Below are 20063 nucleotides of genomic sequence, written 5' to 3'. Positions count from 1 at the left end.
ATGGACGCCCCGAGCTCCGCTCTTCGCCGGGCCCTGGCCCGCGCGCGCGACGGCAAGACACTGGACCGATCCGAGGCCACCACCCTGCTGCGGGCCCGCGGTGCGCAGCTCGACGACCTGCTCGCCCACGCGGCCCGCACACGCGACGCCGGTCTGGAGGCCGCGGGCCGTCCCGGCGTCATCACCTACAGCCGCAAGGTCTTCATCCCGCTGACGCGGCTGTGCCGGGACCGCTGCGGGTACTGCACGTTCGCGACCGTCCCGCACCGGCTCGACTCGCCCTATCTCAGCCCCGACGAGGTGCTGGACATCGCGCGGCGCGGTGCCGAGCTCGGTTGCAAGGAGGCGCTGTTCACCCTCGGGGACCGCCCCGAGGACCGGTGGCGCCCGGCCCGCGAGTGGCTGGACGCGCACGGCTACGACGACACGCTCTCGTACGTGCGCGCGATGGCGATCCGGGTCCTGGAGGAGACCGGGCTCCTGCCGCACCTGAACCCCGGGGTGCTGACCTGGCGCGACTTCCAGCGCCTCAAGCCGGTCGCGCCGTCCATGGGGATGATGCTGGAGACGACCGCGACGCGGCTGTTCAGCGAGCGCGGCGGCCCCCACTTCGGGTCGCCGGACAAGGACCCGGCCGTCCGGCTGCGGGTGCTGGAGGACGCGGGCCGCACGAACGTGCCGTTCACGACCGGCATCCTCATCGGGATCGGCGAGACCGTCGAGGAGCGCGCGGACGCGATCTTCGAGATCCGGCGGACCATGCGCGAGTACGGGGCGATCCAGGAGGTGATCGTCCAGAACTTCCGCGCCAAGCCCGACACGAAGATGCGCGACACCCCCGACGCCGAGCTGGAGGAGCTGGCCGCGACGATCGCGGTGACGCGGCTCGTCCTCGGCCCGAAGGCGCGCGTGCAGGCGCCGCCGAACCTCGTCGCCGAGCAGTACGCGCTGATGCTGCGCGCCGGGATCGACGACTGGGGCGGGGTGTCGCCGCTGACGCCCGACCACGTGAACCCCGAGCGGCCGTGGCCGCAGATCGAGGAGCTGGCCGCCAGGACCGCCGGGGCGGGGTTCGCGCTGCGCGAGCGGCTCACGATCTACCCCGAGTACGTGCGGCGCGGCGAGCCGTGGCTGGACCCGCGCCTCACCGCGCACGTCGCCGCCCTCGCCGACCCCGCGACGGGGCTGGCGCGGGAGGACGCCGTCCTGGAGGGACGCCCCTGGCAGGAGCCCGACGGCGGGTTCGAGGCGTCCGGCCGCACCGACCTGCACACCGAGATCGACACGACGGGCCGCACCGCGGACCGGCGCGACGACTTCGACGAGGTGTACGGCGACTGGGACGCGCTGCGCGAGCGCATGGCCGCCCCCCAGCGGTTCGACGCCGACGTCAAGGCCGCTCTGGCCCGCGCGGAGAAGGACCCCGCGGGGCTGTCCGACGACGAGGCCCTGGCCCTCCTGCACGCCGAGGGCCCGGAACTGGACGCGCTCGCCGCGCTCGCCGACGGCCTGCGGCGCGACACCGTCGGCGACGAGGTCACCTACGTCGTCACCCGGAACATCAACTTCACGAACGTCTGCTACACCGGCTGCCGGTTCTGCGCGTTCGCGCAGCGCCGCACGGACGCCGACGCCTACACGCTGTCCCTGGAGCAGGTCGGGGACCGCGTGGACGAGGCGTGGGAGGCGGGCGCGACCGAGGTCTGCATGCAGGGCGGCATCCACCCGGACCTGCCCGGCACCGCCTACTTCGACCTCGCCCGCGAGGTGAAGCGCCGCGCGCCCGGCATCCACCTGCACTCCTACAGCCCGATGGAGGTCGTGAACGGCGCGTCCCGGACCGACCTGTCGATCCGGGAGTGGCTGGAGGCGGCGAAGGAGGCGGGCGTCGACTCGCTGCCCGGGACGGCCGCCGAGATCCTCGACGACGACGTGCGGTGGGTGCTGACCAAGGGGAAGCTGCCCACCGACCAGTGGGTCGAGGTCGTCACCACCGCGCACGAGATCGGCATCCCGACGACGTCCACGATGATGTACGGGCACGTGGACACCCCCGCGCACTGGGTCGCGCACATCAGGCTGCTGCGGTCGATCCAGGAGCGGACGGGCGGGTTCAGCGAGTTCGTGCTGCTGCCGTTCGTCCACCACAACTCGCCCATCTACCTCGCGGGGCTGGCGCGGCCGGGGCCGACCGCGCGGGAGAACGTCGCCGTCCACGCCCTGGCGCGCATCCTCCTGCACGGCGCGATCCCCAACATCCAGACGTCGTGGGTGAAGCTCGGGGACGAACTGTGCACGCGGGTCCTCCAGGGAGGGGTGAACGACCTCGGCGGAACCCTCATGGAGGAGACCATCAGCCGGATGGCCGGCTCGGAGAACGGGTCGTTCAAGCCCATCAGCGAACTGGAGGCGATCGCGGCGCGCGCGGGCCGTCCCGCCAGGCAGCGCACCACCCTCTACGGCGACGTCCCCGCCGAGCGGCTGGAGGCGTCCCGCCGCACCGACGGCATCGGCCACTTCGGACGGCAGGGTCTCACCCTGACGCCGGTGACGCGTCCCGTGTGACCGGCCCGCCGACCTGCGAGGCCGTCGCGGAACGCCCGGTCAGGGCGCGCCGCGGCGGCAGCTCGGGCGCCGCTCGACCAGCAGGTCGGCCGAGCGGCGCAGCTCCCGCAGGACGGCCTCGACCGACGGCCGCACCTCAGCGCCGACGCGCGTCCACATGACCATGCGGCGGTCCACGGGGGCGTCCGCGACGTCCCGCACGACGATGCCCTCCTCCCGCTCGGCGAGCGCGAGGTCGGGCACCAGGCACACCGCGCCGCCCTGGGCGACCATCGCGAAGATGACCATCAGGTCGTTGGACCTGTAGCGGACGTCGGGCCGGAACCCGCCCAGCTCCACGCACGTCCGTTCGAGCAGGTCGGCGTGGTTGGTGCCGACGTGCCCGGTGGCCCACGGGCATCCGGCCAGGTCGGCCATCCGGACCGGCCCGCCCGGCCCGGCGAGCGGATGGCCCTCCGGCATCCCGACCCGCATGATCTCGGTGACGAGGACCTCGGAGGTCAGCTCGGGCCGGCGCGGGCGCGGCAGGTGCGAGTACTCGTCGGTCAGCACGACGTCGATCTCCTGGAGCACCAGCGCCTGGAGCACCCGGTGGAACTCCTCGTCCAGCACGTCCACCGTGAGGTCGGGGTAGGCCTCCGCCAGCCGCGGCAGCGCGGGCGCCAGCACGTGCAGCAGCGCCGTCTGGAAGCCGACGAGCCGCACCACGCCCGCGACGCGGCCGCTCGCGGCGAGCGCCGCCTCCTCGGCCCGCTTCGCCCGCGCCAGCAGCACCTCGGCGTGCTCGACGAGCACCTCGCCCGCCTCGGTCAGCCGCAGCCGGCGCCCGGCCCGCTCGACCACCGGGACGCCGATGTCCCGCTGGAGCTGCGCGAGCTGCTGCGACACCGCGGACGGCGTGTAGCCGAGGGAGTCGGCGACCGCGGCGAGCGTCCCGCGGAGCTTGAGCTCGCGCAGCACTCGCAGACGTCCGAGATCCAGCATGGTGAAGCGATTCTTACACAATCCCTACAGAAAGCCTCGCTGGACCTGAACGTTGGACGGAGTCAAACTGTAGGTGCGACGGAAAGAGGCGGAGACCCCGGCCCCTCCGATCGCCCCGCGCGGGAACGCCTCCACTGCGATCCCAAGGAAGAAGACCATGCTGTACGTACTCGGCCTCATCATCGCCCTCGCCGTCCTCGGCCCCCTCTTCGGCGCCGACAGCCGGGACGGCCTCGACTGGACCCCGAACCACTTCTGGCTGCGCCGCCGCACGGCGAAGGCCCCGGTCAGAAGGACCGGTAGTCCCGAACGGGCAAACGGGGGCCGCGCCTCGGCGGGTGCATCCCGGACGATTCCAGCAGCCGGGTGACCCGGTAGCGATGACCGGCGTAGGGCTCCAGCAGTTCCAGCATCCCGGCGTCGTCGACCTTGCGGCCCGCCAGCGCCCAGCCGACCAGGCCGGGCAGGTGGTAGTCGCCGACGGAGACGGCGTCGGGATCGCCCACCGCGCGCTGCCTGACCTCGGCGGCCGTCCACACGCCGATACCCGGCAGCGACCGCAGCCGGGCCTCGCCCGGGTCCTCCTCCAGCCGCCCCGCGACCCGCGCCGCCCCGATGATCGTCCGGGCCCGGACGGCCTCCAGGCCGGACCGGTGCCACTCCCACGAGGGAATCCGGATCCACACCTCCGGCGGCGGCGGGACCCGCAGGTGCGGGGCGCCGGGCGCGGGCTGCCCGAACCGGCGCAGCAGGTAGGCCCAGGCGCGCCACGCCTCCTGCCCCAGCACCTTCTGCTCCATCACCGCGGGCACGAGCGCCTCGAAGACCCGCCGCGTCCGTCCGATCCGCAGCCCCGGGCGCTTGAGCACCTGGTCGCGGACGACGTCGTGCCGCGCGACGAACCCGTCCGGCTCGTCTGCCGACCCCAGTAGCTCGGGCACCCCGTCCAGCAGCCATTCGGCGCCCGGCCCCCAGGCCGTGGCCTCGACGGCGTCCCCGGCCCACCCGACCCGCAGCGTGCCGGGCCCGCCGGGGGTGTGGGACGTCCGCCAGACGGACCCGTCCCGCTCGAACCGGCACGCCGGATCGCGCGCCCCGCGCCGATGCGGCGCGAGCGCGTCCTTCAGATCCAGCTCCCACGGCGGCCGCCACATCCGGACCCGGCCGGGGAGGCGCCCAGCGGTCGCCTTCCCGGCCACCCCGGGCGACGGTTCAGCAACGCTCAACGAGCCGACTCTCCCTGCTTGACACGCCCCTCCAGATCCGTCGAGGCCCTTTCGCACTCAGGCGCCTCGACGGTCCCGGCCACCAGTCTGCCACCGCCCCGCACCCGGACTCCCCACCAGGGACACAAAACATAAATGTCGCCATAAAACGAACTTCTTCCTTATTGCTGCCGCAAGGCTTTACGCATTCATTACCCCCCCTCCCTGGCTTGCGCTATTTTGTGATCACAAAATGGCTGTTAATCTGCCGGGCAGCACCACCCCCCAAAAAAAGGAAGAATTCATGGCGAAATTGCCATTCCGGGCATCGCTGGTCCTCGCGGCCGCGTGCACGGCCCTGCCCATGGTCGCGACGCCCCCCGCGCACGCCGACGCCGGCGTCGTGTACCGAAGCTGCCAGCAGGTCCGCCAGAACTTCCCCACCGCGCCGAACGGCATCTACCTGCTGCACAATGGCGCGAAGCTCTTCACGGTGTACTGCGCCGACATGGCGACGGCTCCCAAGGAGTACGTCACGCTCGAAAAGACCGGGCAGTCCGAGAATTACTCGCAGTACACCGCCGGCGGCGCGTCCCCCGGCACGAACGTCAGGACCCGCTTCACCCGGCTCCGCCTCGACCCCGCGACGTTCATCGTTGACATCGGCGACCTGAAGTACGCGTCGTCCACCGGCTCGCTCAGGCACAGCGGCTCCACGACCGTGACGAGCATGCCCTACGCCGTCGCGATGTCGTGCACCGGCACTCCCGTCGGCGAGGGGAACATCGACCTGCGCGGCACGTCCGTCAAGGTGGACAACACGTTCGCCACGAGCGGTTTCAACCCCTCGGGCTCGGCGACCGTCAGCCCGAGCGCGCAGGTCGTCACCCTGCGCGGCGGAGGCTCCTGCGGCTGGATGATGCCGACCCCGGTCCGCTACAACCCGTTCAACCCGAGCCCGGGCATGCCCGACCTCAAACTGGACTGCGCGAACCAGATCCGCAGCGCACGCCAGATCTGCCTCGTCCTCGCCGGAACGGCCAGGAGCACGGTGCGGGTGACCAAGGAAGGCTCCCGCCTCCTGGTGCGCCTGCGCCCCGGCGGCCGCACGGTGGCGGTACTCGGCCTGGACGGCCGGGTCCGTTCCATCCGCTGACCCGCAACACCCACGAGACCGCCTTGCGCCCCGGGCGCAAGGCGGTCTCACTTCGCCCGGCCTCCCACCCGAGGCCGGGCCATTAAATGATCACCATAAAGCGAATTTCTCTACTCGGCCCAAAAGCGACCACGCCGACGCGTTCATACTGGCAGACATTCCCGGACCGAGCCCGCAGGCCATCGGTCGCTGCCAGCGGATTCCCGAGTCGTGTGCTCCACTGCGGCGCCCACGCCCACCGGTGCCGCCGACCTCACCCGAACGTGACCCAGGACGGCGCCGGCCGGCTCTTCGGGTCCGCGGTCTCCGGCAGCACGGTCGGGACGATCGAGACAGGATCGGTGAGCGGCTTCACCATCTTCTTCATCATCGGATGGTTCAACGGCACTCGGGGACGCTACGACGGCACGCTGGGCGGCGACAGGCGCCTGTCAGGCATCACTTTTGACCTGAACCACCCCTCCAGCCAGGCGACCTGGAGCACTACCCGCACTTTCTGAGCAAAAGGCCCGCCCGGAATCGCTTCCCGCGCAAGGCGGGCTTGCTTTTGCTCGTCTCAGTCGTCGGCGGAGAAGCGGATGGCGGTCGGCGGGAGTTCGATTCCGGGCCAGACGCGGACGCCGCAGCGCAGCTCGTTGCCGGGCCCCACCACGGCGCCGTCACCCAGGACGACGCCGTCGAGGACCGCGCCTGGGCCGACCCGGGCGCCCCGGCTGAGGACCGAGTCGCGGACGGTGGCGCCCTCGGCGACGTAGGCGTCCTCCAGCAGGACGCTTCCGATCACGGTGGCGCCCGCCTCGACGACGGCGCCGCGGCCGACGGTGGTGCCGCCCCGCACGACCGCGCCCGGCGCGACCCGCGCGCCCGCGAGGGCGAGGCGCTCCCCGGGCTCGCCGGGCATGGCGGGCGAGGCCAGGGCGCCGAGGACGAGGTCGCGCGAACCCCGGACGAAGGCCTCGGGGGTGCCGACGTCGAGCCAGTAGCCCGACTCGACATAGCCCATGACCACCGCGCCGGAGGAGATGAGCGACGGGAACGTCTCGCGCTCGACGGAGACCACCTCGTGCTCGGGGATCGCGTCGATGGCCGACCGGCGGAACACGTAGCACCCGGCGTTGATCTGGTTCGTCACCGGATGGGGCGTCTTCTCCAGGAACGCGGTGACGCGGCCGTCGTCGGCCGTGGGGACGCACCCGAAGCGGGACGGGTCGTCGACCTCGGTGAGGTGGAGGGTCACCTCGGCGGCGGCGGCCTCGTGCACCTTCACCTGGGCGCGGACGTCGTGGCCCGACAGGATGTCGCCGTTCAGGATCAGGACGGGGTCGTCCGGGCCGCAGGTGAGGGCGCGGGCGGCGTTGCGGATGGCGCCGCCGGTGCCGAGCGGCTCGTCCTCGCTGACGTAGGCGAGGTCGACGCCGTAGGCGCGGTCGCCGAAGGCCGCCTCGAACATCTCGGCGCGGTAGGACGTGGCGAAAACGATGCGCTCGACGCCCGAGGCGTGGGCGCGAGCCAGCTGGTGCGCGAGGAACGCCACCCCGGCGGTGGGGAGCAGGGGTTTCGGGGTGGAGATCGTCAGGGGGCGCAGACGGGTGCCCTGACCGCCCACCAGGAGGATCGCTTCCACTCGGTTCCTTTCGCCGGGTTGGAAGCGAGCCTAGTGGGTGCGTGCGGCGGCGTACTGGTCCACGGCGCGCTGGTAGGAGGCCATGTGCGCCTCCGCGGACGCCGACCAGGAGAACCGCTCGGAGCGGGTGTGGGCGGCGTCGGCGAGTTCGGCGCGGCGGGCCGGGTCGTCGATCAGCGCGGTGAGGGCGGCGCCGATGCCGTCCGGGTCGGGTTCGGTGTAGGCGACCGCGTCGCCGCCGACCTCGGGGAGGGGGCCGCGGTGGGTGGTCAGGACGGGCGCGCCGCAGGACATGGCCTCCAGGACGGGCAGTCCGAAGCCCTCGCCGCGGCTCGGGAGCGCGACGACCAGGGCGCCGCCGAAGAAGCCGGGAAGGGCGGACCAGGGCAGGTAGCCGGGGCGCAGGACGCGCAGCTCCAGCGGGACGGTGGCGAGGGCCGCGTCGATCTCGTCGTCCCAGCCGCCGCTGCCCGCGAGGACGAGCGCCGGGGCGTCCTCGCGGCCGGCGCAGGCCCGCACCCAGCCGCGGATCAGGTTCGGGACGTTCTTGCGCGGCTCAAGCGCGCCCAGGTAGGCGATGTAGGGGCGGCCGTGCAGGCCGAGGCGGTCGGAGACGTGCTTGACCTCCGGCTCGGACGGCCGGTGGAAGACCTCGTGGTCGACGCCGTGGTAGGCGACGTCGATGTGGGACGGGTCGGCGCCGAGGATGCGGACCAGCTCGTCGCGCGTCGCGCGGGACGGGGCTATCAGCCGGGTCGCGCGGCGGGCCGCGGTGCGGGTCGCGGACTTGATGTAGGAGGTGCGCACCGGGTCGTGCAGCTCCGGCTCGGCGAACAGGGTGACGTCGTGGATCGTCACCACGGTCGGGAGGCCGGCGCTCACCGGCATCGTGTAGGTGGGCAGGTGGATGACGTCGGCGGCGACGCGCCGGGCCACGTGCGGCAGGCCCGACTGCTCCCAGGCCAGCCGGGTGGCGCGGTGCGAGAGCGTCGTGGGCCCGGCGACGACCTGCGCGCCGGGGACCAGGCCCTCGTAGCGTGCGGCGTCCGCGCGCTGGCAGGCGACGGCGAGGTCGGCGCCCTGCCGGTGCAGGGCGCACAGCAGCCCGTCCACGTACCGGCCGAGCCCGCCGCGGTCGGCGGGCACGGCGGTGGCGTCGAGCAGAATCCGAGGCGCCACGGTCCACTCCCCCATCCAGCGCGCGGTGGCGTAGATCACCCTTTACCCTCCGAGCGTACGCCCGGAAGGCGCCAACTCGCCGGATCTCGTTCCACGCGATTCATCGTGTGGGGCCCTCCCCACACGGCCACCTCTTACGCGCCCGGCGCTCTTTTCCGGGCCCGGACCAGGACGATGCTGCCGCGCTCGTTCGGCGCGGCGCGGTCGGCGAGGGCGACGAGCGGCGTGAGCGGAGCGGCCGCGTTGAAGCCGACCTTGCCGCCGTAGGTGGAGAGGGACAGGTAGAGGCGCTCGGTGGCGGCCGTGCGGAACTGGTAGCTGTGGCCGACGAGGTCCAGGCCGCGCTCGTCCATCAGCTTGCTCAGGCTGTCGTGGGTGTAGGTGTGCTGGACGTGGTACTTGGCCTTGTGCGCGTCGCGCAGCTTCGGCCAGGCGTCGGCACGGCTCAGCACGTCGGCGGACATGAAGATCTCACCGCCGGGCTTGAGGACGCGCGCCATCTCGTCCAGCGACCTGCCGCCGTCGTCGAAGTGCTCGATCGCGCAGACCGACAGGACCGCGTCGAAGGAACCGTCGGCGAACGGCAGCCGCAGCGCGTCGCACTCGATCAGCGCGGGGGCGTGCGCGAGCGTCCGCCCGTAGACCATCTTGCCGCGGGCCAGGTCGATCGAGACGGCGTCGGCGCCGCGCCGGCGCGCGCGGCCGGCCCAGTAGCCGTCACCGCCCGCGACGTCGAGGACCCGCTTGCCGCGCAGGTCGCGCCCCATCCAGTCGAGCAGCGTCCCCGCCTCGCGGTACCGGCACACGTGCACCTGGTGCCCCATGAAGGCGACCACATCCGAAATCTTCATCGCCACCCAACTCTAGGCGGAGCGGACGGCCGCGAGGTCACGTTCGCCTACGCTGGGCGCGTGAAGATGAAGGTCGTCGCCGTCCGGGGCCTGCGCGTGCTCCTGGTCCTGCTCGCGCTCGCGTTCTGCGGCTACAGCGTCGCGTCCCAGTGGGACGCCGCCGTGGACGCGTTCCGGCAGATGTCGTGGGCGACGCTCGCCGGGGCGCTCGCCGCCGGCCTGGCGGGGCTCTTCGTCTGGATGCTCGGCTGGCGGGAGTTCCTCGCCGGCCTCGGGTCGCCGCTGCCGGTGCGGGCCGTCTTCCGGATCTCGGGGATCAGCCAGCTCGGCAAGTACGTCCCGGGCAAGGTGTGGGCGCTGGTCACCCAGATCGAGATGACGCGCGAGCACAAGGTGCCGCCCGAGCGCAGCTTCGGCTCGACGATGCTCGCGGTCGCGACGTCCACCTCGTGCGGGCTCGCGGTCGCGGCGGTGACGCTGCCGCTGACGTCCGCGGCGGCGCGCCGGGAGTACTGGTACCTGTTCCTGCTGGCGCCCGTCCTGCTGGCCATGCTGCACCCGAGGATCGTGAGCTGGGCGCTCGGCGTGATGCTCAGGCTCGTGCGGCGGCCGCCGCTGGAGCACCCGGTCAGCCTGGGCGCGACGCTCAGGGCCGTCGGATGGACGGTCCTCGGCTGGGCCCTGTTCGGCCTGCACACCTGGCTCCTGTGCGCGGCCGTGGGCGGCGACGGCAAGGGGCTGCCGTTCCTGGCGACCGGGGCGTACGCGCTGGCGTTCGTGGCCGGCTTCCTCGTCTTCATCGCGCCGGGCGGCATCGGGGCCCGGGAGGCGGCGCTGACGGTCGTGCTGACGCCGGTGCTCCCGGCGGGCGCGCCGGTCGTGGTCGCGATCGCGTCCCGGGTGCTGCTGACCGCCGCCGACCTGCTGATCGCGGGCGCGGCGTTCCTGCTGGGCAGGACGGCCCCGGCACCCGGGAATGAACCGCGGTCCAAGGAGCTTGTGACGGGTACGCAGCCCACGACAGGCACGCAGCCTACGAAGGAGGGACCGTGACGGCCCCGATCACCGTGACCGACGCGACGTTCGCGGACGAGGTCCTGAGCAGTGACACTCCCGTGCTGGTCGACTTCTGGGCCGACTGGTGCGGGCCGTGCCGCATGATCGCTCCGGTGCTGGAGCAGATCGCCGCCGAGCAGGACGGCAAGATCAAGATCGCGAAGATGGACTACGACGCGAACCCGCAGACGCCGGGCAAGTACGGCGTGATGGGGCTGCCGACCCTGCTGCTCCTCAAGAACGGCGAGGTCGTGGAGCAGATCGTCGGCGCCAAGCCGAAGCGCGCCCTGATGAAGGTCATCGAACCGCACCTGTGAGCGCGTCGAGGTAGGCGGCCCACACCGGGCCGTGGTCGACCGGGCGGACGCCGGAGCGCAGCCGCTCCGGCTCCCCCGGCTCGTAGAAGCGGCGGAGGGCACCGGCGAGCGAGGGCACGTCGTCCGGCGTGCAGACGAGGCCGTCCACACCGTCGCGGATCTGCCCGGCGAACCCGCCCACATCGGTGGCGATCACCGGGAGGCCGTGCTCATGGGCCATCCAGACGTTCTGTGACGCGGTCGCCGTCCGGTACGGCAGGACGAGCGCGTCGGCGGCGGCGAAGAGTCCCGGGACATCGGCCGCCGGGACGTAACCGGGCCGCAGCTCCACCCTGGACGCCAGGTCCAGCGAGCCGACCAGCTCCCGGGTCTCGTCGAGGCCGCCCCAGAACTCGCCCGCGACGGTCAGGGCCACGTCGTCCGGGCCTTCGGCCAGGGCGCGCAGCAGGACGTCCAGCCCCTTGTACGGGCGGACGATCCCGAAGAACAGCAGCCGCCGGCGGACCTTCCCGTCGCCGGGCGCGGCGGCGCCGGCCGCGGGCAGGTGCGCGGCCATCTCCGCGACCCGCACCGGCCGCGGGGTGAGCCCCCGCGCCAGGTCGGCCTGGGCCTCGGTGTGGACGAGCACGCCGTCCACCTTCCGCAGCAGGCGCCTCATCAGCGGCTCGTCGTACGGCTTGCGCTCGTGCGGCAGGACGTTGTGGCACAGCGCCACCACCGGGGTCCGGCCACCGAGTCCGGCGAGGATCCCCAGGTAGGACGGCACCTGCACGGTGCTCAGCACCACCAGGACGACCAGGTCGCACGACCGCAGCGCGCGGCCGGTGCGCCACCAGCCGTCCGGGCGGCGCCAGTCGAGCCGGCGCCGGGTGCCGGGGAACGGCTCCCCCTCCGGCTCGGAGATCGTCTGCTGGCCCGGGTACAGGAACGAGGGGTACTGGGCCCGCCACGACTCGATGACGACGTCGTGGCCGGCGGCCGCCAGCCGGTGCGCCAGCTCGGTGGTGTGCCGGGCGCCGCCGCCCTTGTAGGGGAACGCGGGCCCGACGATCGCGACGCGCATGCCGCTAGACGTCGCCGCGCGAGCGGACGATCAGGTCGGCCAGCAGCGCCAGCGAGGCGATGATCAACCCCGTCACGAAGATCATGATGGTGTTGTTGGCGAAGTAGCCGAAGTGCACCACCATGTCGAACACGCCCTTGAGCAGCCCGATCACGATCAGCCACAGCGCGGGCGGCATCAGCACCTTGAGCGGGTTGAAGTACATCACCATCCGCAGCACCTGCAGGATGTAGCGGTAGGCGTCCTTGGTGAAGTGGAACTTCGACTTGCCGGCCCGCTTGGCGTAGTCGATCGGCATGTACCGGACCGGGTGCTGGTTCGACAGGAACGCGATGGTGATCGTCGTGACGCAGGAGAACCCGGGCGGCAGCAGCCGCAGGTACGGCAGCGACACCTCGCGGCGGAACGCGCGCAGCCCCGAGTTCAGGTCGGGGATCTTGGTGTTGGTGAGCCGCTCGGCGACCTTGCGGATGAACCACTTGGCGGGCACCCGCAGCGCCTTGTGCGTCCCCTCCTCGGTGGTGCGCGCCCCGACGACCTGGTCGACGGCCGGGTCGGTGTCCAGGACCTCGACCAGCTCGGGGATCCGCTCGTTCGGGTAGGACATGTCGGCGTCGGTCCACACGACGATGTCGCCGCGGGCCTGCTGGGAGCCGATGCGCCGGACGGTGCCCGACCCGCTGTTGTGCTGGAACGCCATGATCCGCATGTTCGGGAAGCGGGGCGCCGCCTCCTCCAGCCGGGCGAGCGTCGCGTCCGTCGAGCAGTCGTCGACGGCCAGCAGCTCGTAGGTCTTGCCGCTGCCGTCCATCGCCTTGCAGATGCGCTCGATCTCGTCGATCACGTGGTCCTGCTCGTTGTAGCAGGGCAGGACGATCGTGACGTGGACGCTGTCGGACGCGGCCGGCGGACCGGGCGCGGGCGCCGGGCCCGGCACGGGCGCGGGATCGGTCGCGGGCTCCACATCGGCGGGCGGCTGGGGCTTCGGCTCGACAGACTGGGTGCTCACGCAGCGCGAGGATACTCGCCCCCGCGCGCATCGGCGGCCTTACGGCCGCGCGGGCTCGGCCGTCCACACGTCCATCGTCAGCCCCCAGGTGCCGCCGGGCGGGCCGGTGAGCGTGCGCCCGTCCTGCCGCGTCACCAGGTGCAGCACCTGCCGCGGGGTCCCGTACGGGGCGACCTGCTCGGGCTTCGCCGCCATGATCACCGGACGCCGTCCGGCCCGGCGCGCCCCGGCGGCGACGCGCCGCACGTCCTCGGGCGACGCGGAGCCGGCGGTGCGCGCGGCGGGCACCCCGCACTCGCCGCGGACGACCTGGAGGAACCGGTCGGCGGTGGACTGCTCGACCATCACGACGGAGGCGCGCGGAGGCAGCGCGCGGCACATCCCGTCCACGGCGGCGACCTCGCCCTGCTCGGTGCGGGTGACCAGGTAGCCGCCGGACGTCAGCAGGATCGGCACCAGCATCAGCACGACACCGGCGACCGTGCCCGTCCGCACCACCCGCGGCCCGTAGCCGAGCCGCCGGACGCGCTTGACCGTCCAGGCCGACGCGAACACGGTGAACAGCAGCAGGCCGGGGATGACGAGGCCGATCAGCCGGCGGGACGCCCACGGATGGTCGGGCGTGATCCCCGGACGGACCAGCACCTGCGCGGTCGTCCAGACGACCATCGCGTAGGGCAGCAGCCATTCCGGGGACTGCCCGCGCAGCAGCCGCCGCACCAGCAGCGCCGCGCCGAACGCGGCGAACAGCAGCGCGGGGACGCCGACGTACCAGAGGACCCAGTACAGCGACAGCTCCGAGTACTGCCGGGTGCCGTCGACCGGGAGGGCCTGGATCTTCTGGATCGTCTCGATGAACCGGACGTTCATCGCGTCGTCGCCGGTCGCGGGCGGGCGGCGGACCGTCTGCACCAGCGGCCGGGCCGCGAAGGCCGCCAGCACCAGCACGGTGAGGACGGCGGCGGCGCCCGGCAGGCGGCCGCGCGCGACCGCCGCGCCGGCGCGGCGCAGCCGGGCCCCCGCAGGGTCCCAGCGCAGCGCCGCGACCAGCAGGACGGTCGCGACGAGCACGGCCGCGGAGATGGCCAGCAGCGGCACGAGCGACGTCCGGAGGTAGGACAGGTAGGGCCGGGACATCGTGAAGCCCTCGACCACGCCGGCGCCCGCGCCGAGCAGCAGGCCGCCGGCCGTCCAGTAGCCGGCCGCGTGCCTGCGCGCGACCAGCAGGCCCGCGAACGCCACCACCGGCAGGACGTCCCGCAGCCCGTCGATGCGGACGAGCACGATCAGCCCGAGCGCGGCCCCGGCGAGGAGCGCCTTGGCGCCGGCGACCCGCCCGTCGCGGGGCTCCCGGCGGACGTCGTACATCAGCGACAGGCCGCCCAGCAGCAGGACGATGGCGGGCAGCTCGCTGAAGGTGTTGCGGGAGACGTAGAGCATCGGCAGCGTCAGCGCCAGCAGCAGCGCCCCCGCGGGCGCCCACCGGGGCCCGACGAGGCGCGCCACGAGCCCGGCGAACGACAGCACGCAGCACGCGCCGAGCACCGGCGCCATCAGCACCATCCCGTGGGCGCCGCCGGCCCATCCGGCCGGCGCCAGCACGAGCGGCCATCCCGCCATGAACTGCGGGACGACGGCGCCGCCGTCCTGGTAGAAGGCGGGGCTCGCGAAGTCCAGGACCGCGTCGGGGCCGCCGAACGCCGCCTCCGACAGCGGGATCGGCAGCGAGCCGTGCTTCGCCAGCCACGTCGCGAACTGGACGTAGGATGCGGGGTCGCGGCGGACGACGACCTGCTCGGCGCACATGACGACCTGGAGCACCAGGAACGCGGCGGTGACGGCGAACACCGACCACACCGGCCAGCGCTGCACCGCGTCGAGGCCGCCCGGGGCGTTCAGGCTCCCCGGGCGCCCGCCGGGGTGGTCGCCCGGGCGGGTGCGCAGGCCGAGCCACAGCACCAGGGCCGCGACCGGCACGAACAGCGCGACGGCCGGGGCCGGGCGGAACACGCCCGCCATCAGCAGCGGCAGCGACACCGCCAGCCACGCGACGAGGACCAGCGCCGGGGCCGCGGTCGCGCGGACGAGCAGCCGACCAGCGTTCATGATTCCGCCCCGTGCTCGCCGTCGCGGTGCTCGCCGTCGCGGCGCTCGCGGTCGCGGTGCCCGCCGTCGCGGCGCGCGCCCGCCACTGTTCCGTCCTTCACCCGTGCGGAGCGTAGCGGCATCGGCGCGATGGCGGCGCCACGACGATCATGCGGGCATACGCTCGGACCATGAGCGCACATGCCGGGGCCGCGGACACGCCCGCGGAGCTGCTGCGGAGGCGGGTCGCGGACGATCCGTCCCGCCCGCTGGTCACCTTCTACGACGACGCGCGCGGCGAGCGCGTCGAGCTGTCCGCGCGGACGTTCGGGAACTGGGTGGCCAAGACGGCGAACTTCCTGGTGGACGGCCTCGCCGCCGAGCCGGGGACCCGCGTCGTCCTGGTCCTGCCGCCGCATTGGCAGACCGCGGTGTGGCTGATGGCCTGCTGGTCGGCCGGTCTGGTCGCCGAGCCGGTCGATCCGGAGGAGTTCGGTCGCGGCGGCGCCGAACCGGCCGGGGCGTCCGGGCCGTACATCCTGGCGGCGGCGCAGGAGGTGCTGGACGACGTGCTCGCGGACGACGTGATCGCAGGAGGGGCCGAGGAGATCGTCGGCCTGTCGCTGCACGCGCTCGGCGGCCCGCTCGCCGACTGCCCGCCCGGCGTGACCGACTACGCGGCGGAGGTGCGCGCGTACGGAGACCGATTCGACCCGGGTCCGGAGGCGGCGCCGGAGGCCTCCGCACTGAGTGTGACAAAGACCACATTCACTGCGGGCGAGCTGGTGGGCGCCGCGCGCGGGGCCGTTGAGAAATGGGAGCTGGACGCACGCGACCGGCTCCTGGTTGACATGTCCTTCACCACACTCGACGGGGTACTGACCTGCCTTCTCGCACCACTAGCCTCGGGTGCTTCCGTCATAATCCAACGAAACTTTGACAAAGCCGCCCTAGATCGTCGCCTGACCGTGGAGCATGTGACGGTGGTGGCCGGTAGGCCCGGACCGAATGACGAATCCGGCTCCGTGCACCGCCTCCCCTGACCTACGCTTCCCTTGCCCTCGTCCCGTCCGTTCGACCATGAGCCATGGGCCGGCCCCCTCCCGGGGGACGCCCCCGGACCCCCGGAACCGCCCATACCCCCGGACCTCGGAGCCGATGAACAGCAACCCGATGTACATGGAGTACGTCGACGACGCCGACCCGCAGCCGGCGCCGCGACGCGGCTGGCGCATCCTCGGCTGGGTGTGCATCGGACTGTCGGCGGTCATGGTGGTCGGCTCTCTCACCGCCTACGGCCTGTACCGCCAGGCGTTCGGGAACATCTCGCACGAGGACGTCAACGCCCAGCTCGGCCCCAACCGGCCGAAGAAGCTGAACAGCGCGATGAACATCCTGATGCTCGGGTCCGACACCCGTGAGGGCGCGAACTCCAAGTACGGCCGCTCGATGAAGAACGAGGTGCCGCGCTCGGACACGATGATCCTGCTGCACCTGTCCCCGGGCGGCGGCCAGGCGATGGGCATCAGCTTCCCCCGCGACCTCATGGTCCGGATGCCGTCCTGCAAGAGCCGCAAGGGCGGGACGATCCCGGCGCAGACCCGGGCGCAGATCAACTCGGCGTTCAGCAACGGCGGTGCGGCCTGCGTCATCAAGACGATCGAGAGCATCTCCAACATCCGCATCGACCACTTCATGCAGGTCGACTTCAACGGGTTCAAGGCCATCACCAACGCCGTCGGCGGCGTCCCGGTGTGCCTGCCCAAGGACGTGAACGACCCCAAGTCCAAGCTCCACCTGACCCGGGGCAAGCACAAGATCAAGGGTGAGACGGCGCTGGCGTACGTGCGCGTGCGGCACGGCCTCGGCGACGGCTCCGACACCGACCGCATCAAGCGCCAGCAGAAGTTCATGGGCTCCCTGGCCGGCCAGGCGATGAGCGCCGGCGTGCTCAGCAACCCCCGGCGCATGCTCCAGCTGATGAACGCCGTGACCAAGTCGCTCACCACCGACAAGGAGCTGACTCCGCAGGTCATGATGGACATCGGCAAGGAGATGCAGGGCATGACCACCGGCAAGCTCCGGTTCGTGACCGTCCCGTCCGGGCCCGACCCGCTGGACCCGAACCGGGTGGCGCTCACCACGGCCGCCCAGCCGTTCTTCTCCGCCGTCCGCAACGACAAGACCGTGCCGAAGGAGCCCAAGCCGGGCGCCACGAAGATCCCGCCGAGCCAGGTGCGCGTGCGGGTCTACAACGGCAGCGGCATCGACGGCCAGGCCGGGCGCGTCGCCAGCGACCTGGAGTCGCAGGGCTTCCAGGTCACCGTCGGCGGGAACGCCCCCGCGCCCACGACCGTCACGAAGGTGATGTACGGTGCCGGAGCCGACCAGCAGGCGCAGACCCTGACCGCGCTGATCCCGAGCAGGCCGCAGGCAGCGGCGCGCACCACGGGCGGCACGCCGGGCCTCGTCGACCTGATCGTCGGCCAGGACTGGACCAACCTCAAGAGCGCCGGCGCCGGCATCCCGAAGCAGCAGGGTGAGATCCGCGCCAGCGACGACATCTGCAAGGAGAGCTGACCGGGCAGCCGTATGACCTACACCACCAGGCCCTCAGAGGCCGACGCGGCACAGCGCACCGAACGGCCGTCCCCCACGGACGCGGCGGCGCCCCCCGAGGCGGGGCCGCCGGACACCGCGGGCACCGCCCCCTCCGGGAGCCAGGCCCCGCAGGGCGCCGCGCGCAAGGTACGCGACCCGTTCTTCGACAACGCCAAGTACTTCGCGATCCTGCTGGTGGTGGCGGGACACTCCCTGGCCAACCTGCTGAACGTCCCGCTGGCCAAGGGCCTGTACCTGTTCATCTACTCGTTCCACATGCCGCTGTTCATCGTGATCACCGGCTACTTCTCCCGGAACTGGACGTTCGCCGGCGGCAAGGCCCGCAAACTGATCACCAACGTCGGGGTGCCGTACGTGGTGTTCGAGTTCGCCTACTCGATCTACGACTGGCTCGCGGGCCGCAACCACCTCGAGATCAGCCTGCTGAACCCGTACTACCTGACGTGGTTCCTCTGCGCGCTGTTCATGTGGCGCCTGTCCACCCCGGTCTGGCAGCAGATCCGCTGGCCGCTCGCCGTGGCGACGGTGTTCGCGCTGCTGTCGTACATGAGCGACCTCGGCGGGACGTTCGACATCCACCGGGTGATCGGGCTGCTGCCCTTCTACGTCCTCGGGCTCACGCTGAAGCCGCAGCACTTCGAGCTGCTGAAGAAACCGATCGCACGGCCGATCGGCGCGCTGGTGCTCGCCGCCGGCCTCGCCGGCAGCTACCTCGTCATGAACCGCATGTCGCGTAGCTGGATCTACTGGAAGCACGCGAACTTCGAACTCCACGTCGGCAACCTCACCGGCACCGTGGTGCGGATCGCGATGTTCGCCGCGGCGGTCGTCTTCGTCGCGGCCTTCCTCAGCCTCATCCCGCGCAAGCGGTACTGGTTCACCTCTCTCGGCTCCTACACGCTGTACGCGTACCTGCTGCACGGGTTCGTGACCCGGCTGCTCAACTTCACCGGCTGGTGGGGCGCCGACTGGATGCACACCCCGACCGGGGTGGGCATCGTGGTCGTCGGCGCCCTGGTGGTCGGAACGTTCCTATGCTCCAAGCCCGTCGTGCGGACGATGAGCTGGGCCCTGGAACCGAAGATGATGTGGGTCTTCACCCCCCTGAGAAGGCCCGCCCGCTCCCGCTGACGCCCGCTCCCGCCTCCGCTCCCGCTGAGACCCGACCCCCCGGAGATATGACCGACGTCCTCCCGACCCCGCCATCCGCCACGGGCAGTGCGCCTCCCGCCACGGGCAGTGCGCTCGCCGTGCCCGCGGCGCCGCCCGTCCCCGCTCCGCGTCCCGCGCCCGGCCCGGCGCCGCCGAAGCCCGCGTCGCGCGCCCGGGACGCCTACTTCGACAACGCCAAGTTCTTCACGGCCGTGCTGGTCGTGGTCGGGCACTTCTGGTCCCAGTTCGGGGACAGCCGTGCGGCACATGCCGCATATGTCGTCCTCTACGCTTTTCATATGCCGGTATTCGTTTTCATCTCCGGCTATTTCGCGCGCGGATTCATGCGCTCGACGGACAAGTTCCGGAGCGTTCTCCCGACGCTCGTCGTCCCCTATGTCATCTTCATCCTGCTCTACCGGGCGCAATTGATCCTCATCAACGGGGTGCCGTTCCGGTTGAGCGAACTCTTCCGGCCGCACTTCCTGATGTGGTTCCTCGTGGCGCTCGTGTTCTGGCGGCTGAGCGCGCCGCTGTGGGGGCACCTGCGCCATCCGGTGGCCGTCTCGGTCGCGTTCGCCCTCGTCGGCGGGAGCTGGGCGTTCACCGCCGACTCCACGCTCAGCCGGACCGCGGGCCTGCTGCCCCTCTTCGTCCTCGGGCTGACCGTCGACCCGGAGCACGTGCGGCGCCTGCGCGGCCGCGGGGCGCGATGGGCCGGGTTCGCGGTACTGGCCGCCGCCCTCCCCGTCGCCTACGTCTGGGAGCTCGGCACCGTCGTCCCGAAGATCGACAGCGGTCTGCTCTACTGGAACCAGGGTTACGATGCCATGGGCTTCGGTACCGCCGAAGGCATGATGTGGCGGTTCGTGGCCCTCGCCTTCGCCGTTCTCCTCGGTGCGGCCTTCCTCGCGTGCATCCCGCGCGGACGGTCCTGGTACACCGAGATGGGGACGCGGACGATGTACGTGTACCTGCTGCACGGACTCGTCATGAAGACGTTCGATTACACCGGCATGCTGGACAAGCCAGTCCTGCACGGCCCGTTGGGCATCGTCTCGGTCACCGTGGCGGCCGTGGCGCTCGGCGTCGTCCTGGCCACCGCGCCCGTACGGCGGCTCACCCGGTGGGCGGTCGAGCCCGACGCGCGGTGGCTCCTGCGGCCCGCGCACGGCAGGACCTGAGGTTCGAACCC

17 protein-coding genes are annotated in these 20063 nt (G+C 72.2%); 9 read left to right on the top strand and 8 right to left on the bottom strand.

Annotated features, from left to right (window positions below; genetic code table 11):
• Window positions 1-2565, top strand: a complete 2565-nt coding sequence (locus tag BJY14_RS26980; protein WP_179846162.1) for a bifunctional FO biosynthesis protein CofGH — start codon at window positions 1-3, stop codon at window positions 2563-2565.
• Window positions 2566-2604: 39 nt separating this feature from the next.
• Here BJY14_RS26980 and BJY14_RS26975 read toward each other — a convergent pair whose 3' ends face one another.
• Window positions 2605-3549, bottom strand: a complete 945-nt coding sequence (locus BJY14_RS26975) for a LysR family transcriptional regulator (protein WP_179846161.1) — start codon at window positions 3547-3549, stop codon at window positions 2605-2607.
• Window positions 3550-3836: 287 nt separating this feature from the next.
• The gene (locus tag BJY14_RS26970; RefSeq protein ID WP_312879421.1) at window positions 3837-4775 is read right to left on the bottom strand and encodes a DNA-3-methyladenine glycosylase family protein; all 939 of its coding nucleotides are present in this window, start codon (window positions 4773-4775) and stop codon (window positions 3837-3839) included.
• Between the two features lie 283 nt (window positions 4776-5058).
• Here BJY14_RS26970 and BJY14_RS26965 point away from each other — a divergent pair, with 283 nt between their 5' ends.
• Together BJY14_RS26965 and BJY14_RS26960 are read left to right on the top strand one after the other, a co-directional pair.
• Window positions 5059-5910, top strand: coding sequence for a GON domain-containing protein (locus BJY14_RS26965; protein WP_179846160.1), 852 nt, complete (start codon window positions 5059-5061; stop codon window positions 5908-5910).
• A 263-nt stretch (window positions 5911-6173) separates the two neighbouring features.
• Window positions 6174-6410 (top strand): hypothetical protein, encoded by a 237-nt coding sequence (locus BJY14_RS26960; RefSeq protein ID WP_179846159.1) that lies wholly within the window; start codon window positions 6174-6176, stop codon window positions 6408-6410.
• 56 nt (window positions 6411-6466) lie between these two features.
• Here BJY14_RS26960 and manB read toward each other — a convergent pair whose 3' ends face one another.
• The 3 genes from manB to BJY14_RS26945 form a co-directional block, all read right to left on the bottom strand.
• A complete protein-coding gene (gene manB / locus BJY14_RS26955; protein WP_179846158.1) occupies window positions 6467-7534 on the bottom strand; it encodes a mannose-1-phosphate guanylyltransferase in 1068 nt (355 codons plus the stop codon).
• A gap of 30 nt (window positions 7535-7564) precedes the next feature.
• Window positions 7565-8713: a glycosyltransferase family 4 protein gene (locus BJY14_RS26950; RefSeq protein ID WP_179846157.1), complete on the bottom strand. Its 1149-nt coding sequence runs from the start codon at window positions 8711-8713 to the stop codon at window positions 7565-7567.
• Between the two features lie 134 nt (window positions 8714-8847).
• Complete coding sequence (locus BJY14_RS26945; protein ID WP_179846156.1) at window positions 8848-9564, bottom strand: class I SAM-dependent methyltransferase; 717 nt, start codon at window positions 9562-9564, stop codon at window positions 8848-8850.
• A gap of 66 nt (window positions 9565-9630) precedes the next feature.
• Here BJY14_RS26945 and BJY14_RS26940 point away from each other — a divergent pair, with 66 nt between their 5' ends.
• Window positions 9631-10617: a lysylphosphatidylglycerol synthase transmembrane domain-containing protein gene (locus BJY14_RS26940; protein WP_179849658.1), complete on the top strand. Its 987-nt coding sequence runs from the start codon at window positions 9631-9633 to the stop codon at window positions 10615-10617.
• Window positions 10614-10937 (top strand): thioredoxin, encoded by a 324-nt coding sequence (gene trxA, locus BJY14_RS26935; protein WP_179837481.1) that lies wholly within the window; start codon window positions 10614-10616, stop codon window positions 10935-10937. The genes BJY14_RS26940 and trxA overlap by 4 nt, the downstream gene beginning before the upstream one ends.
• Here trxA and BJY14_RS26930 read toward each other — a convergent pair.
• Genes BJY14_RS26930 through BJY14_RS26920 form a run of 3 tightly spaced genes read right to left on the bottom strand, consistent with a single transcriptional unit; the run spans window position 10918 to window position 15115 of the window.
• Window positions 10918-12000, bottom strand: a complete 1083-nt coding sequence (locus BJY14_RS26930; protein ID WP_179846155.1) for a glycosyltransferase family 4 protein — start codon at window positions 11998-12000, stop codon at window positions 10918-10920. The genes trxA and BJY14_RS26930 overlap by 20 nt on opposite strands.
• Before the next feature lie 4 nt (window positions 12001-12004).
• Window positions 12005-13009: a glycosyltransferase family 2 protein gene (locus tag BJY14_RS26925; protein WP_376770017.1), complete on the bottom strand. Its 1005-nt coding sequence runs from the start codon at window positions 13007-13009 to the stop codon at window positions 12005-12007.
• A gap of 39 nt (window positions 13010-13048) precedes the next feature.
• A complete protein-coding gene (locus tag BJY14_RS26920) occupies window positions 13049-15115 on the bottom strand; it encodes a hypothetical protein (RefSeq protein WP_179846154.1) in 2067 nt (688 codons plus the stop codon).
• A 170-nt stretch (window positions 15116-15285) separates the two neighbouring features.
• On the opposite strand from BJY14_RS26920, the gene BJY14_RS26915 reads away from it, so the two are divergent.
• The 4 genes from BJY14_RS26915 (at window position 15286) to BJY14_RS26900 (ending at window position 20052) form a co-directional block, all read left to right on the top strand.
• A complete protein-coding gene (locus tag BJY14_RS26915) occupies window positions 15286-16137 on the top strand; it encodes a TIGR03089 family protein (RefSeq protein WP_179846153.1) in 852 nt (283 codons plus the stop codon).
• A 115-nt stretch (window positions 16138-16252) separates the two neighbouring features.
• Window positions 16253-17674, top strand: coding sequence for an LCP family protein (locus tag BJY14_RS26910; RefSeq protein WP_179846152.1), 1422 nt, complete (start codon window positions 16253-16255; stop codon window positions 17672-17674).
• 12 nt (window positions 17675-17686) lie between these two features.
• Window positions 17687-18847: an acyltransferase family protein gene (locus tag BJY14_RS26905; protein WP_179846151.1), complete on the top strand. Its 1161-nt coding sequence runs from the start codon at window positions 17687-17689 to the stop codon at window positions 18845-18847.
• Window positions 18848-18894: 47 nt separating this feature from the next.
• Window positions 18895-20052: an acyltransferase family protein gene (locus BJY14_RS26900; protein WP_179846150.1), complete on the top strand. Its 1158-nt coding sequence runs from the start codon at window positions 18895-18897 to the stop codon at window positions 20050-20052.
• The last annotated feature ends 11 nt before the right edge of the window (window positions 20053-20063 follow it).

It is taken from the genome of Actinomadura luteofluorescens (assembly GCF_013409365.1).
GTDB lineage: Bacteria > Actinomycetota > Actinomycetes > Streptosporangiales > Streptosporangiaceae > Spirillospora > Spirillospora luteofluorescens.
The sequence above is the reverse complement of the archived record's forward strand: the minus strand, read 5'-3'. Positions and strand labels throughout refer to the sequence as shown.

Excerpts from the sequence above, each read along its gene's own strand:
- BJY14_RS26980 (WP_179846162.1), top strand. The coding sequence starts at position 1 with ATGGACGCCCCGAGCTCCGCTCTTCGCCGGGCCCTGGCCCGCGCGCGC.
- BJY14_RS26975 (WP_179846161.1), bottom strand. The coding sequence starts at position 3,549 with ATGCTGGATCTCGGACGTCTGCGAGTGCTGCGCGAGCTCAAGCTCCGC.
- BJY14_RS26965 (WP_179846160.1), top strand. The coding sequence starts at position 5,059 with ATGGCGAAATTGCCATTCCGGGCATCGCTGGTCCTCGCGGCCGCGTGC.
- BJY14_RS26945 (WP_179846156.1), bottom strand. The coding sequence starts at position 9,564 with ATGAAGATTTCGGATGTGGTCGCCTTCATGGGGCACCAGGTGCACGTG.
- BJY14_RS26940 (WP_179849658.1), top strand. The coding sequence starts at position 9,631 with ATGAAGGTCGTCGCCGTCCGGGGCCTGCGCGTGCTCCTGGTCCTGCTC.
- BJY14_RS26930 (WP_179846155.1), bottom strand. The coding sequence starts at position 12,000 with ATGCGCGTCGCGATCGTCGGGCCCGCGTTCCCCTACAAGGGCGGCGGC.
- BJY14_RS26920 (WP_179846154.1), bottom strand. The coding sequence starts at position 15,115 with ATGAACGCTGGTCGGCTGCTCGTCCGCGCGACCGCGGCCCCGGCGCTG.
- BJY14_RS26915 (WP_179846153.1), top strand. The coding sequence starts at position 15,286 with ATGAGCGCACATGCCGGGGCCGCGGACACGCCCGCGGAGCTGCTGCGG.
- BJY14_RS26910 (WP_179846152.1), top strand. The coding sequence starts at position 16,253 with ATGAACAGCAACCCGATGTACATGGAGTACGTCGACGACGCCGACCCG.
- BJY14_RS26905 (WP_179846151.1), top strand. The coding sequence starts at position 17,687 with ATGACCTACACCACCAGGCCCTCAGAGGCCGACGCGGCACAGCGCACC.
- BJY14_RS26900 (WP_179846150.1), top strand. The coding sequence starts at position 18,895 with ATGACCGACGTCCTCCCGACCCCGCCATCCGCCACGGGCAGTGCGCCT.